The organism is Streptomyces sp. CA-249302 (assembly GCF_050936785.1).
Taxonomy (GTDB): domain Bacteria; phylum Actinomycetota; class Actinomycetes; order Streptomycetales; family Streptomycetaceae; genus Streptomyces.
Genome location: NZ_JBNJMG010000001.1, coordinates 4,208,804 through 4,221,340, shown reverse-complemented (window position 1 = coordinate 4,221,340; position 12,537 = coordinate 4,208,804). Strand labels below are relative to the sequence as shown.

The window sequence follows — 12,537 nt, the reverse complement described above, 5'->3', positions numbered from 1 at the left end:
GCTCGCGTCTCAGGCGTGCCGGTCCGCGACCGCCCAGGACGCCAGCGCCACCGCGCCCGCCACCCCGAACACGGCCGGCCAGGCGCCCACTTTCTTCGCGAGCGGGTGCGACCCGGCGAAGGCGGCGACGTACGTGGCCGTCAGTGCGCCCGCGGCCTTTCCTCCCGCCTGCTGCCGCCACTGCTGCGCGGCCGCCGCCCCCGCGACGGCGAGCACGGCCCCGCCCAGCTGCCGCTTCTTCGTCCAGCGAGCCACGCCGTACCCACCGACGAGCCCACCCGCCGCGACCACCGCACTGGGAACCTTGGCCATGCCTGCCTCCTACCGCCCGCTTTGACTGATGTGCCCGAGGCTAGCTGTGTGGCGGACGACCGGAGCAAACCTGAGCCGAGGGTTGTCAGGTTCCGTGGACCCCCGTCCCCCTGAATTCACTCGCCCCGGCCGGCCGGGTGCCTGCTGCTCGTCCGACGCGCATGCTCGTCGATGAGCGCGAACGTCGCCTCCGGCTGTTCGACGTGCGGCAGGTGGCCCGCCTTCGGTACGAGTTCGAGGTGGCCGTCCGCGAAGGCGTCCGCGTACGCCGCCCCGTAAGCCGGCGTGACGATGCGGTCGCTCTCGCCCCAGACGAGGAGAGCGGGTTGGCGTACCCGGCCGAGGCGTCGCAGGAGCTTCGGGTCGTGCATGTACGGGTCGCCGGCCAGGGCGCGCATCGTGGTCATGTTGGCCTGGCGGCGGGCGAGTTCGTCGGCGGGGAGGGTGGCGGGGTCGGCGTAGAAGCGGTCCGGGTCGTGCCAGGAGTGCTCGGCCGCGGCGCGGGGGTCGAGGGCGAAGAAGTCGGCGATCGGTTCGGAGTCGACGTGCACGCCGACGGCGTTGATCAGGACCAGCCCGGTGATGCGCTGCTCGGTGTCCCGTACGGCCATCTCCGCGGCGATCCAGCCACCGAGGGAGGAGCCGACGACGAGTACGTCGTGCAGGTCGCGGTCCTGGAGGAGGTGGAGGTAGGCCAGGGCCAGGTCGTCGATGCCGGTGCACCAGTCGGGGCGCGGGGTGCCGTCCCAGCCGGGGTGGACCGGGGCGATGACGTCGGCGCCGGTCTCGGAGAGGTGGCGGGCGAGTCCGGCGACGGTGGCGGGGCCGCCTCCGCCGTGCAGGACGAGGACGGGGCGGAGGGGGTGCGGGTGGAGGGGCTTCGAGTGGAGGGGCTGGGTGGTGTTGGTGTCCGTGGGAGTCATGGCCCCACTGTAACTAAGGATGTTTATATAAGCTAGCTTAGTTAGTGGGGTAGGCTTGCCCCATGCGCGATGACCTGCGAGTTCAGCTCCAACTTCTCGGTCGAGCGGTCAAGCAGACCCAGTACCGCCAACACCGTGCACTGGACACCGCGTTGACGGCCGTCGGCACGACCTTGGCCCAGTGGGACGCGTTGCGTGCGATCAGCCGTACGCCCGGAGCGTCGGCGCGCGAGCTCGCGTCCGCCACCTTCCAGACGGAACAGGCCTTCGGGGGGCTTGTGGGCCGGCTCGCGGCACAGGGGTTGGTCGAACGGCGGCCGGGGCGAGGCCGCCGTATCGAACACCACCTCACCGTGGTGGGCGAGCGCACCCTCGCGGCCGGTCACGAGGTCGCCGACGAGGTGCTGGCGGAGTGTTTCTCGCCGTTGGACGAGGAGGGCCGCCGGGCACTGCTGGAACTGCTCGAACGCCTTGCCCCGAGCAGTGATTGAGGCTCTGCCCGCATGCGTGACGACTGCGGGCCCGGGGCTGAATCCCGGGCCCGCGTCATGTCACGAGGACAGCCACTCCGTGGCGTTCAGCGCGAGGGCCGCGTTGGTGGCGCCGGTGTCGTTCCAGCCGTCGTAGAGCGTGTTGCCGGACTGGCCCGTGCCGTCGTCGATCGGCGAACTGTCGCCCCAGAAGGCGACCTTGCCGCTGCCGTACGTGCTGGTCAGGAAGAAGGCGCCGGTGTTGCCCGAGTAACCGGAGCGGTAGAGCAGACCCTTGACGGCCGAGTTGTCGGCGGGGGCGAGGGTGGCCGTGGTGCCGTTGGCGATGAGGCTCTTGGTGACCGTGCCGAAGGAGCCGTGCAGGACCGGGTCGCTGCTGTCGGTGATCGCCTTCGGGTAGCCCGAGCTGATGTTCAGCGAGTCGATCGAGAAGCCGAACGGGTCGTCGCTGTCCACGCTGTTGTTGGTCATCAGGTCGTTGAGGATCTCGACTGCGTCGTAGCCGTCGCTGTTGCGGTCGGCGCCGGTGTGGTCGGAGATCATGAACAGACCGCCGCCGTTCTTGACGAAGTTCATGATCGCGGTCTTCTCGGCCGTCGTGAACTTCGTGTTGGGCTCCGGCAGTACCAGCGTGTCGAATTTCGACAGGTCGGTCGCGGACGAGCCGCCGTAAGTCAGCGCGCTGGTCGCGGTCTTGAGGCTGTAGTCGCCGGTCTGCTGCAACGCCACGCCCCACGAGGAAAGCGCGCCCGTCCAGTCCGTCTCGTCGCTCGGCGAGGAGTCCTCGCCGAGCGGGTCGGGCTTGCTGGTGGAGATGATCCAGTCCGCGTTGCCCGCCTCCTCGGCGTGGCCGTCGTCGAACAGGACGCGGTGTGTGGTGGCAGCGGCGGCGGGCGTGGCCGTGGCGGTCGCCTGGGCGACGGCGCCGGTGGCCAGCAGGCCGAAGGCGGTGAGGGCGGTGAGGGGGGCGGTGAGTCGACGACAGGACTTGCCGGGACCGGACATCCGGTTGACCTCCATGAGGGGGGACTCCATGAGTGGGGGAACTCCATGTGGGGGGCGGGAGGTGGGGGATGGAGCTGGAGCGGCGGTGCGGGTGCCGAATCTTCGCGCGTAGAACGGCAATTGGGCGAGCGCCGTTCGACACAAGGGAGGACGGTATAGGGAAGATCGCGGACGGCGGGAGGGCGTTCCGGGGCTTCACGTAGATCTCTTACCTGGCCCAAGTCCGTTTGGATGGAGGGGAGTTGGGGCAGCGGCAATGGCCTTTTCTACGGCGTTAACGCGGATGTTCGGCGTGCGGTACCCGATCGTTTCCGCACCGATGGGCGGTTCGGCCGGCGGCGCCCTCGCGGCGGCCGTGTCCAGGGGCGGCGGACTCGGGCTGCTCGGAGCGGGGGACGGCAACCGGGAGTTGCTCGCCCGCGAACTGCCCCTGGTGGCGGACTGCGGCAGGCCGTGGGGCGTCGGCTTCCTGACCTGGGCCACCGAAGTCGCCGCCGTGGAACGGGTGTTGGAGCACCGCCCCGACGCCGTGATGCTGTCCTTCGGCGATCCGACGCCGTACGTCGAGCGCATCCGCGCGGCGGCCGGTACGTCGTATACGAAGGTCATCCTCCAGGTCACCGACCTGGACGAGGCCCGACAGGCGCTGGACCTCGGCGCCGATGTCATCGTGGCGCAGGGGACGGAGAGCGGTGGGCACGGCGCCCGACGCGGGATGTCCACGCTGCCGTTCGTGCCGCTCGTGGTGGATCTCGTGGCATCGGCATCGGCATCGGTACCGGTACCGGTGCTGGCGGCGGGCGGGGTCGGCGACGGGCGGGGAGTGGCTGCCGCGCTGGCGCTGGGCGCCGCCGGAGCGCTGCTCGGCACCCGCTTCCAGGCCACGTCCGAGTCCCTGGCGGACCCCTCGATCGTCAAGGCGATCGTGGAGGGGCGGGGCCGGGACACGGAACGCAACAGCGTCCTCGACATCGCCCGGGGGGCCACGGCGTGGTCGTCGTCGAAGTACACGGCGCGCACGCTCGGCCATGCGTACCTTGATCGATGGCGAGGCAGGGAGGCGGAGCTGGCCGCGTCTGCCGAGGCCCAACAGGCCTACCAGGACGACGTGTTGCGGGGCGCGGTGCCGCCGCTGCCCGTGTGGGCGGGCGAGGCCGTCGACCTCGTGACCGACCTGCCACCGGCGGCGGAGCTGGTGGCGAGGCTGGCGGCGGAGGCCGAGGAGGCGTTGGGACGGGCGGTGGGACGATGATGTGCGTGTAGACGTACGGGCAGATGTACGGGCAGACGTACGCGCATCGGAGCAGCCGCGGAGCCTACTGGCCGGACATGGCCTCGCGCAGCGCCTTCGCGGTCACGCTCGGGTCGTAGCCGTCGGGAACGCCGGGCGCGAGGACGATGTCGCCCGCGATGTGGCGCGACCGCAGCGGCGCGATCTCCTGATACGCGGGCGAGTCCCACCAGCCCCGGGCCTCCTCCATCCCCGGAAACCCGATCACCACGACATGCCCCGGCCAACTGCCTTCCTTCACCTCATGCGGCGAACCGTGCACGAGGAAACGCCCGCCGTACGGCTCGAAGGTGGAGGTGATGCGCTCGATGTACTCGGCGATCTCGGCGTGCGGTGCGGCCTCTTGGAGGTGGGCTATGGCGTAGGCGGTCATGGTGTCCCTCCGGCTCGGGGTGGGTCGGGCTCCGTGCTCTGCATACGTCGACGATCGTGGCAGGCAGGCGCGGTTGGGGTCGATTACCCGGCAGGTAATCCCCCTGAGCCCCTGAGCGCCCCTGAGCACCCGAAGGGAGCCGCACCGATGGGCGTTACGCTCCTGTCCCATGCCGCAGACGCGCCTGGACACAGCCCGTATCCGGGCCGCCCGCAGCCTCATCGACCCGGTGTTCCTCGACACTCCGCTGTACCGCTGCGAGGCACTGGAACCTGAGCTCGGCTGCGCGGTGAGCATCAAACTCGAAACGGCGAACCCGGTACGCAGTTTCAAGGCCCGCGGCACCGAGCTGGTCGCGAGCCGACTCGCTGCGAGCGGCGCGCAGTCCGCGGTGTGCGCCAGTGCCGGCAACCTCGGCCAGGCCCTCGCCTGGTCCGCCCGCGGCCGCTCCCTCGACATCACGGTCGTGGCCTCCCGCTTCGCGACCCGTGCCAAGCTCGACCGCATCCGAGCGCTCGGCGCCCGGCTCGAACTGGTAGACGGGGACCACGAGTTGGCCCGAGAACGAGCCGCGGCCATCTCCCGTCACGACGGCATTCGCCTGGTCGAGGACAGCCTGGACATCGAGACCTGCGAGGGCGCGGCGACCATCGGCCTGGAACTGCTGGACGCCACCCGAGCGGAGGCGGAGGCGGACGCAGTGACGCCGCCGCCCTTCGACACGGTCCTCATCGCCCTGGGCGGCGGCGCATTGGCAACGGGAGTGGGCCACATCCTGAAGTCCCTCGCCCCAGAGGTCGAGTTGATCTGCGTCCAACCCCTCGGCGCCCCGGCTCTCACCCACTCCTTCCACCAACGCCGAGTCATCACCACCCCCACGACCAACACCATCGCCGACGGAGTCGCCGGCCGCTTCCCCATCCCGGCCGTCCTGAACGACCTCCTCGCCGTCGCCGACGACGCGGTCCTGGTCGAGGAGCCGTCGATCATCACGGGGATGCGGCTGCTCCACGACCACGCGGGCTTGGTCGTCGAACCGTCGGCGGCACTCGGCATCGCGGCGATCCTGGAGAACCGGGAGCGGTTCGCGGGGAGGCGGGTGGTGACGGTGGTGTGTGGGAGCAACGTGGATGTGGATGCGTATCGGGGGTGGGTGGGGACGGCTGGCGTGCGCGGGTCCTGACGCCCTTGCTACGGTCGCGTCCATGACGCTCTCGGTCTCCACGGGTCAGGTTGTCGACCTACGTGTACAGCCGGTTGACGAGGTTCTTGACCGCGTCGAGCGGTCGCTCCAAGTGGGGCTGCTCCCGGACACGATGGTGCGCAAGCGCCGATCCGTGGGGGCCAGAACAGACCGCGACACCTGGGTTCGGATTGAGCGGCGCCTGTTCGACAAGATTTCCGACCAGGGGTGGAACGGGACGGAGAGTGCCGCTCGTCTGAAGGGCATCGCCCAGCCCGAATGGCACGGGTGTGTGGTCTGGCGGGCCGCGGACGGGCCGGTGCTGTGGCGGGCCGACGAAACCGAGCTTCTGCCAGGGTCTCTTGTCGGAAGCGCCATCTTGGGTGAAGCCCCGGAGCTGCCGGATGGCTGGTGGGAGGCGTTGAACGCGTCGTTGGACGCGCTTGCGGCCCAGAGCACGAGCCGCATCGCCACACCGGACACCGACACCATCACCCAGGCTCTCGTCACTGAGTCCATCCGCAGTGTTTTCTCCGGCGATTTCGATACGACCATCGAGCAGTGGGTGCCGGCCCACGCGGACCTGAACTGGGCCAACATGACCGCCCCGGTGTTCAGTCTCTTCGACTGGGAGGACTGGGGTAACGCGCCGCTGGGTCTGGACTCGGCCTCGCTGTGGGCGAGTTCGCTTGCTGTCCCGGCTCTGGCCGATCGCGTACGGCGCGAGCGCCGGTCGGACTTCGAGAGCCGGGACGGCAAGCTGATGACGCTGTTCGCCTGCTCGAAGATCCTCGGCCCGTACGCGCACCCGGAAGACCCTCGGCGTGAACCCGCCCGGCGCATGGCCGAACAGCTCATCAAGGAACTTCAGACCGGCTGATCGCGTGAACGGTCGCGCAGGAGACTCCGGTACTCCTGGACCGTTCGTTCGTCGACCTCGCCGACCAGTTCGCGCAGATGGGCGGGCTCAAGCGCGCCCACTTGGGGCTGTTGCGATCAGAGGCGTAACCGCGACGCGTCTCCAAACGCCAAGAGGTACGAGATCGAGGCGAACGACTGGAGCGCGGAACCCTCCCTCCCGGCCGCGTGCTCGCTCACCGGACGGGACAGGTCAGGCCCGGCCTCGAACGGTTCGGAGAGCATGTCACCACCGCCAGCGACAGATACGACGGCCGCTCAAGGTAGAAGCCGAGCGATACGTCCCCGCCCGAATCCAACCTCAGCGCAGTCGAGTCAACCAGCGAGGAAATACGCGCGAGTTGGCGATCCTCCTCGATGCCGAACCGGGCCATGTACTCGACCATACGCTCCCCCAACCACACGGCCGCCTCCTTGGGCTCGCCCCATGTCCCGCGAACCAGGGAGCCCGGTTTGACGAGCCAGTACGCCGTCTCCAGCGGTGGAAGGTCCGAGATCGGGAACCCTGCCGCCATCTCGCGATAGCGCTGTACGAGTTCCGGTCGGCTACCGGCAGCAGGAGGCTCCGCATGCGGTGGACGCCGTAACGCCTCCTCGTCGAATCGCGGCTTCGGACCTGTCCAGAGATAACCGTGGTGGTGCACCAGTCGTCCCCATCCGGCGTCAAGAATCGAGGGAGACCGGTCCCATTGCGCTACGGCACCGGGACCGGTCGGGAAGAGGAGCCGCCGGTCAGACGGACGACAGCCCGAACCTCGCGGGATCGATACCGGCCGCGTCCAACTCCTCCGTCGTGAACCGCAACGGCTCGGCCCCCGGCCGCTTGCTGTCACCGAGGGCCCAGGCGCTCTCACCGATCCGCGCGAGCGTCACGCACCCTTCGGTGCAGGGGCCTCCGCAGGCCTTCACGAAGGACGCGCTGGTGATGTCGAGGTCGTAGAGGTGGGTTCCGTCGAGCATGGGTTTGCCTTTCTGGTTCAGCTGACGCGGTCTTGGGGGACCGCCGCCGCCCGGGGTGGGCGGGAGTCGGTGGTGGCCTCGGGCGTACCGAGACGGTGCGGGGGACCAAACGCGGCGTCCTGTACCGGAGGCGTTTCGGGACAGCCATCGCGATGGCTATACGTCACGTGGGGCGGGCCCGATGCCCTGTCGTGGACGTGTTGGTCATACGTGTCTGTTGGGCGAATGCCGAGTTGGCACCGGCAGCAGATCAGGACCATCGAACGCCCACCCACGCTTGACGCAGTTGGCGTCCGAGCAGGCATGATTCGGTGCCGTGCGCACATCCGGAGCAAGCCTCGTAATGGCCGACGAGCGCTTCGTACGCCTCCGCAGACGATTGCTTGGTGACGATCGCAGCGGCGCGGGCCAAAGCGTCATGCAACTTCTCCGGATCAGTGAGGAAGTTGCTGAGACCGGGAGGCACACGCCAGTGAGGCCCAACCGTGCACTGCGGACCCGGTACGACGAGATGAGCGGTGTCGCCGAGCACGGTGACATGTGACGACTCAGGCATTTCCCATGCCGTCGCCCGCCCTGTAGGGACAAGCCAATAGAGGGTGTCGGACCACGGATCCTCCATCACGGCCCCGGACTCGTCGCGTAGGCGGTCGAGGGTCTCCAACGCGATGGCGCGGGGGACCTTGATGGCGTCCCACCACTTGCCCGCAGGAAGCAACGACACCGAGTGACCCGTCGGCATCCATTCCAGAGAAGCAGTGTTCATGGAGCCACCATCGGGTGACAGACCGTGTCGACTCGATATCCAGCCGGTAATCTCACCGTGGGATACATTCCGATCCCGCCTGCGAATAACGGGAGTTGATCCGTGACCGCCCCGCTTGCGCCGATCGAGCTGCCGGACTGGGCCTGGGAGCGTGCCGAGGTCAGACAGGCTCTGCGCGCACGGAACATGGGCGCCGTGTTCCGGTACGCCCAGCAGTACGCGGGCGCCAGCCAGTCACGCATCGCCGCGGCGGCTGGAATGACGCAGGCACGCGTCAACGAGATCATCAACGGGCGCCGTGAGGTCTCCCGGCTCGATGTCTACGAGCGCATCGCGGACGGACTCCGCATGCCCGACGACGCCCGGCACTTGCTGGGCCTCGCGGCGAGCAGGGAGAAGCGGTCCGGCGGTGTGGCCTTCGACCTGGCCGCCTTCCCCGAGGTCGTCCGGGTGTACGCCGCCCAGCACTCGGCAGCCGAGGAGATCCAACAACAGGCCCGCGAGGCAACCGAGTTAGACCTGCTCGCGGTACGCGGCCTTGGCCTGGTAGGGCTCAACGACAGCCTGCTCCGCGCCTGCCTGCCGCGCGAACGTGGCGGAAAGGGACTCCGCGTACGAGTCGCGCTCCTCGATCCGGACAGTGACGCTCTCACCCGGCGGGCAGCCGAGATCGGAGAGTCGGCAGAATCCCTCGCCGGCGGCGTACGCCTGGCCGAGGCCCGGCTACGAGAGCTGGCCGACGTGTGCGACATCAGTGTGTGGCGCTACCGGATGCTGCCCACCTGGCGGGTCATTCGTATGGACTCCACCATGTTCGTCGGCGCTTTCGATGCAGGGTGGGAAGGGCATGAGTCGGCGACCTACAAGGTCATGGAGACGCCGCACGGACCCCTGTTCCGGGGATTCCGCAGGATGTTTGAGGCGGTCATTGCCGGCGCGCAGCGCACGGTACGACCGGGAGAGGGGAACCGCTCGTGATCGAAGCGGAATTGAAGGCCCGTGTGCACGCACCGGAGCAAGTCATGCGGCGGCTCGACGAGCTCGCAGTGGCCCGCGTGGAGGTATACCGGGATACGTACTACGACCGCCCTGATGGCTCGTTGGAGAAGGCGGATCAAGAGCTGCGTGTCCGTACGGTCCACGGAACGGGCGGCACACGGACGGTGCTGACCTTCAAGGATGCGACTGTCGACGAGAGTTCTGGATCAAAACCTGAGTACGAGACCCGAGTTGAGGATGCGGAGGCTGCGCATGCCATCTTGCGCAGCCTCGGTCATGTCGAGGTCATCGCGTTCGAAAAACGCTGCAGGAACTACGAGTTCCAGGCACGTGGTCGACTGATGCTGGCAACACTCGTTCGGGTGCCGGAGGTCGACGGGACCTTCCTTGAGGTAGAGACGCTCGTCGACGAAGCCGAGACGACAGCGGCTCTGAAGGACGTGCGTGCTGTCCTCGCTGGGTTCGGTATCGGATCTGAAGACCTTACCCGGGACACGTATACGGGTGCTGTGGCTGCGCAACGGGCACGTTCAGGCTTCATCAGCCCGGAGTGACGGCGGGGACTCTGGGTAACGCTGAACCGTGGCTCTACCAGGGCTTCCACAAAGCTGCTCGGGCTTCCATGCGTGGGTGACGCTCCGTCATAAGCGGTGTGACACTCGCTGAGTGCGGGGACTTCTGCAGACGGTGTTACCCCACCAGGGCGAGGGTGCCGTCTCGGCGACGGTGCGGTCGCCGGCCGGCAGGTGTGCATCGAACCCACGGTGAATCGCTTTTCTGCGACGGACGCACCGTGGAGTGTACGCAGGTGCGGCGAGGGCGCCAGGTCCGCAATCTGTCGTGATCACTATGCAGGACTATGCAGGACTAAGCAGGAACGCGGTCGTCTGAGGTCACCGCGACGATGGCCACGGTGGGAGGCGGCGGGACGCGTACGCCACTGCCAGTCCTGGAATTCTGCCCCGGGGTTAGAGCTGGGTCTTGCGGACTTCGCTGCTGTCGGGGCGGGGCTCACCGAGTAGGATCCCGAGCCTGGGCACCCGTTCCATTTCCTGCCGGGGCATCTCCAGGGCCTCCTTGGCTCCGAGAGCTTAGATCCGTGCGGCCGCCCGAACCATCACGGCCGCAATCACGGTGCTCAGCGGCCCAGGCTCCCACGGGGCTGCTGACCCTACGCTCCATCAGCGAAAACGCAGCCTCCAATCCTGGAATGACAATAGCTACCCAGGTGGATGCAGTCTGACGGCTGGGTGACGTCTGCAGCGTGCGCAGATGCGCTCGGGTGGAGCCTCATGTGGCGCCGGCGGGGCGGCTCAAAACTGCTCGCAGTATGGCGCCGGCGTCATCGAATGCTCCTTCCTCGTTCAATTCCAGTGACACTGCCATCGCATGTCTCGGGTTTCTCTGATCTCGCCCGTAGACGTGGATCAGGTCGTCAGCCAGGTGGTCATGCTCCCCCTGCCTCAGCTCCAACAGGACCAAAGCGGTCTCGACCGGGGTCAGCAGTTCGGTAGTCGTCTGTCTGAGGAGGGTGAGCGCCGAGGCTGGGTTCCCGGCGGCGTCCAGATCCTTGGCGTGTGCCGCCAACTGCCGAGCCGCAGCCACCTCTTTCTCGCTCCGCTGCCGGTCCCGCCGCTGGCGGGGGACCGGCAGCGGAGTCTTGGAAGCTTTGGCCATCGCCAGACGGGCTTGCAGGCCGGCTTCAACGGTTTCCATTTCCTGGACAGAGGCCCTTAGGGCTGCCGCCTCGCCCCGGAGCGTCGCCAGCTCTGCCGCTCTTTCATCCTGTGCCTGTTGGCGGACCGCGCAGGCGCGGCAGGGCCTGCTGAGCTGCTGCGTAAGCGAATCGATTCGCCCGCCCAGCTGGACGCAGAGCTTGCATCCCAGCCGCTCGCCCTCGGCGCTGGCACGGAGGGCGAGCAAGTAGTCGTGAGTGATGCAGACATCCTGGCCGCTGGCGGCGGCATCTGCTGAAGCTTCCTTGTGCAGACGCTCGACGAAATTCTGCGAAGGCACCCTGGGGCGGTTCAGGTACCTCGACAGTGAATCTGCGGTACAGCCAAGACGTTTCGCTGCGTCCGCCTGAGTGGGATAGCTATCTGCCGGTTTATCCGGGTTTTGCGTTTTGAGCAGCCTGGACAGGGCTCGAAGCGCCAGTGCGAGATGCCGCTTCCGTGGAGGTACGTCAGCGTTGAATCCCTTCCCAGGATCCAGCCAACCGCGTCTTGCTGAGCCCCTTCCGGCCGATGACATGCGATTTCTGCCTTCCTGGGCTGCTTGTGCGTCCTAAGGGGTCATCCGCCCCAAGGTCTTCCCGTGATCCGGCAATTGTGCCCCAGGGGCGATGTTCCTGCGCCCCATTCTCTGCTTCTCGGGTACCGGACGGACTTGCTCTTTGAGAGCAAGTCCGTCCGGTAGAAATTGCTTTACCCGGGCAAGCTCGAAAGCCCTGGACTTTCACCTGGTCCTTGGTGTCAGCTGAATGAGCCGCTGAGGGGCGGGGGATCGCGGAGCCCAGGTGACTGCACTGTCAGTTGCGGTTGCCGCACACTCCGAAACAAAAGGCGTGTCATCGGCACGAGTTCACGGAGGCGTTAATGGCGGAAATCCCGTCCTACCAGGACAAGCAGTTCGGCAGCATGGTGAGGGCTGCGCTGTGGCTGGTCACCGAGGTGGGGGAGGGGAACATCTTCACCAAGGCCCAGCTGCGTGAAGCCTTCCCGGAGGTGGCGCAAATCGACCGCAGGCTGCGGGACCTGCGCGATCACGGCTGGCGGATCGACACGAGCCGCGACGACCCCTCGCTGCTCCAGCAGGAGCAGCGGTTTGTGATCAGGGGTGCTGATGTCTGGATCCCTGGCAAGTCGAAGGCGCCGAAGCACAAGGCCAGCCTCACCGCTGCCCAGCGGGCGAAGGTACTCCAGGACGACAACCACCTGTGCCGGTCGTGTGGCATCGGCGCCGGCGAGGCGTACGAGGACGGCGGCGGGATCGAGCTTGCCAAGCTCAACGTCTCACGGCGTAAGGTGCTCAACTCGGACGGGAGCGTCGAGCACCAGCTCGTCACCGAGTGCAAGCGGTGTGGGACCGGCGGCGGCGCCGACCGGGAGGTTGACCTCGGGGCGCTGCTGGAACTTGTCGAGGCTCTTGCTCCGCTGGAGCAGCGCCTCTTCGCCAAGTGGATCGATGCTGACCAGCGCTCGTTCAGTCCCATCGAGAAGGTGTGGGGCATTTACCGCACGCTGCCCGAGGAGTCGCGTGCTGCGGTGGCGCAGGCCATCGACGACATGACCGGCTGATCCGGAACGACCGGCAA

At 67.7% G+C, this 12,537-nt stretch carries 14 protein-coding genes and 1 pseudogene; 7 read left to right on the top strand and 8 right to left on the bottom strand.

What is annotated here, in order from left to right:
- Positions 1-9 precede the first annotated feature (9 nt).
- Complete coding sequence (locus ACQEWB_RS18865; protein ID WP_432832436.1) at positions 10-312, bottom strand: hypothetical protein; 303 nt, start codon at positions 310-312, stop codon at positions 10-12.
- A 116-nt stretch (positions 313-428) separates the two neighbouring features.
- On the bottom strand, positions 429-1,235 hold the full coding sequence (locus ACQEWB_RS18860) for an alpha/beta fold hydrolase (protein WP_432832434.1): 807 nt from the start codon (positions 1,233-1,235) through the stop codon (positions 429-431).
- 62 nt (positions 1,236-1,297) lie between these two features.
- Between ACQEWB_RS18860 and ACQEWB_RS18855 the strand changes: the two genes are divergently transcribed.
- Entirely contained in the window at positions 1,298-1,726 is a 429-nt protein-coding gene (locus tag ACQEWB_RS18855) for a MarR family winged helix-turn-helix transcriptional regulator (RefSeq protein WP_432832432.1), read from the top strand.
- A 66-nt stretch (positions 1,727-1,792) separates the two neighbouring features.
- Here ACQEWB_RS18855 and ACQEWB_RS18850 read toward each other — a convergent pair.
- Positions 1,793-2,731: pseudogene (locus ACQEWB_RS18850) on the bottom strand (hydrolase); the annotation flags it as partial.
- 256 nt (positions 2,732-2,987) lie between these two features.
- Between ACQEWB_RS18850 and ACQEWB_RS18845 the strand changes: the two are divergent.
- Positions 2,988-3,983 carry a nitronate monooxygenase gene (locus ACQEWB_RS18845; RefSeq protein WP_432832430.1) on the top strand — a complete coding sequence of 332 codons (996 nt, stop codon included), beginning with the start codon at positions 2,988-2,990 and terminating at the stop codon, positions 3,981-3,983.
- A 64-nt stretch (positions 3,984-4,047) separates the two neighbouring features.
- Here ACQEWB_RS18845 and ACQEWB_RS18840 read toward each other — a convergent pair whose 3' ends face one another.
- Positions 4,048-4,395, bottom strand: coding sequence for a DUF1330 domain-containing protein (locus ACQEWB_RS18840; RefSeq protein WP_432832428.1), 348 nt, complete (start codon positions 4,393-4,395; stop codon positions 4,048-4,050).
- A gap of 169 nt (positions 4,396-4,564) precedes the next feature.
- Between ACQEWB_RS18840 and ACQEWB_RS18835 the strand changes: the two genes are divergently transcribed.
- On the top strand, positions 4,565-5,578 hold the full coding sequence (locus tag ACQEWB_RS18835) for a threonine ammonia-lyase (RefSeq protein ID WP_432832426.1): 1,014 nt from the start codon (positions 4,565-4,567) through the stop codon (positions 5,576-5,578).
- 22 nt (positions 5,579-5,600) lie between these two features.
- Entirely contained in the window at positions 5,601-6,458 is an 858-nt protein-coding gene (locus ACQEWB_RS18830) for a hypothetical protein (RefSeq protein WP_432832424.1), read from the top strand.
- A gap of 214 nt (positions 6,459-6,672) precedes the next feature.
- Here ACQEWB_RS18830 and ACQEWB_RS18825 read toward each other — a convergent pair whose 3' ends face one another.
- From ACQEWB_RS18825 to ACQEWB_RS18815, 3 genes are all read right to left on the bottom strand, one after another.
- Positions 6,673-7,140, bottom strand: a complete 468-nt coding sequence (locus tag ACQEWB_RS18825; protein WP_432832422.1) for a hypothetical protein — start codon at positions 7,138-7,140, stop codon at positions 6,673-6,675.
- Between the two features lie 88 nt (positions 7,141-7,228).
- Positions 7,229-7,456, bottom strand: coding sequence for a DUF397 domain-containing protein (locus tag ACQEWB_RS18820; protein ID WP_432832420.1), 228 nt, complete (start codon positions 7,454-7,456; stop codon positions 7,229-7,231).
- Positions 7,457-7,706: 250 nt separating this feature from the next.
- Entirely contained in the window at positions 7,707-8,222 is a 516-nt protein-coding gene (locus ACQEWB_RS18815) for a hypothetical protein (RefSeq protein WP_432832418.1), read from the bottom strand.
- 102 nt (positions 8,223-8,324) lie between these two features.
- On the opposite strand from ACQEWB_RS18815, the gene ACQEWB_RS18810 reads away from it, so the two are divergent.
- Together ACQEWB_RS18810 and cyaB are read left to right on the top strand one after the other, a co-directional pair.
- Positions 8,325-9,200 carry a helix-turn-helix domain-containing protein gene (locus ACQEWB_RS18810; RefSeq protein WP_432832416.1) on the top strand — a complete coding sequence of 292 codons (876 nt, stop codon included), beginning with the start codon at positions 8,325-8,327 and terminating at the stop codon, positions 9,198-9,200.
- On the top strand, positions 9,197-9,775 hold the full coding sequence (cyaB, locus tag ACQEWB_RS18805; RefSeq protein WP_432832414.1) for a class IV adenylate cyclase: 579 nt from the start codon (positions 9,197-9,199) through the stop codon (positions 9,773-9,775). The genes ACQEWB_RS18810 and cyaB overlap by 4 nt, the downstream gene beginning before the upstream one ends.
- A gap of 736 nt (positions 9,776-10,511) precedes the next feature.
- On the opposite strand, the gene ACQEWB_RS18800 is transcribed toward cyaB, so the two are convergent.
- Positions 10,512-11,237, bottom strand: coding sequence for a hypothetical protein (locus ACQEWB_RS18800; protein ID WP_432832412.1), 726 nt, complete (start codon positions 11,235-11,237; stop codon positions 10,512-10,514).
- Between the two features lie 581 nt (positions 11,238-11,818).
- Here ACQEWB_RS18800 and ACQEWB_RS18795 point away from each other — a divergent pair.
- Positions 11,819-12,520, top strand: coding sequence for a hypothetical protein (locus ACQEWB_RS18795; protein ID WP_432832410.1), 702 nt, complete (start codon positions 11,819-11,821; stop codon positions 12,518-12,520).
- The last annotated feature ends 17 nt before the right edge of the window (positions 12,521-12,537 follow it).

Bases quoted from the DNA above. Each gene is read 5' to 3' on its own strand.
- ACQEWB_RS18830 (WP_432832424.1), top strand. From the start codon at position 5,601: ATGACGCTCTCGGTCTCCACGGGTCAGGTTGTCGACCTACGTGTACAG.
- ACQEWB_RS18835 (WP_432832426.1), top strand. From the start codon at position 4,565: ATGCCGCAGACGCGCCTGGACACAGCCCGTATCCGGGCCGCCCGCAGC.
- ACQEWB_RS18860 (WP_432832434.1), bottom strand. From the start codon at position 1,235: ATGACTCCCACGGACACCAACACCACCCAGCCCCTCCACTCGAAGCCC.
- ACQEWB_RS18795 (WP_432832410.1), top strand. From the start codon at position 11,819: ATGGCGGAAATCCCGTCCTACCAGGACAAGCAGTTCGGCAGCATGGTG.
- ACQEWB_RS18840 (WP_432832428.1), bottom strand. From the start codon at position 4,395: ATGACCGCCTACGCCATAGCCCACCTCCAAGAGGCCGCACCGCACGCC.
- ACQEWB_RS18865 (WP_432832436.1), bottom strand. From the start codon at position 312: ATGGCCAAGGTTCCCAGTGCGGTGGTCGCGGCGGGTGGGCTCGTCGGT.
- ACQEWB_RS18855 (WP_432832432.1), top strand. From the start codon at position 1,298: ATGCGCGATGACCTGCGAGTTCAGCTCCAACTTCTCGGTCGAGCGGTC.
- ACQEWB_RS18845 (WP_432832430.1), top strand. From the start codon at position 2,988: ATGGCCTTTTCTACGGCGTTAACGCGGATGTTCGGCGTGCGGTACCCG.
- ACQEWB_RS18815 (WP_432832418.1), bottom strand. From the start codon at position 8,222: ATGAACACTGCTTCTCTGGAATGGATGCCGACGGGTCACTCGGTGTCG.
- ACQEWB_RS18820 (WP_432832420.1), bottom strand. From the start codon at position 7,456: ATGCTCGACGGAACCCACCTCTACGACCTCGACATCACCAGCGCGTCC.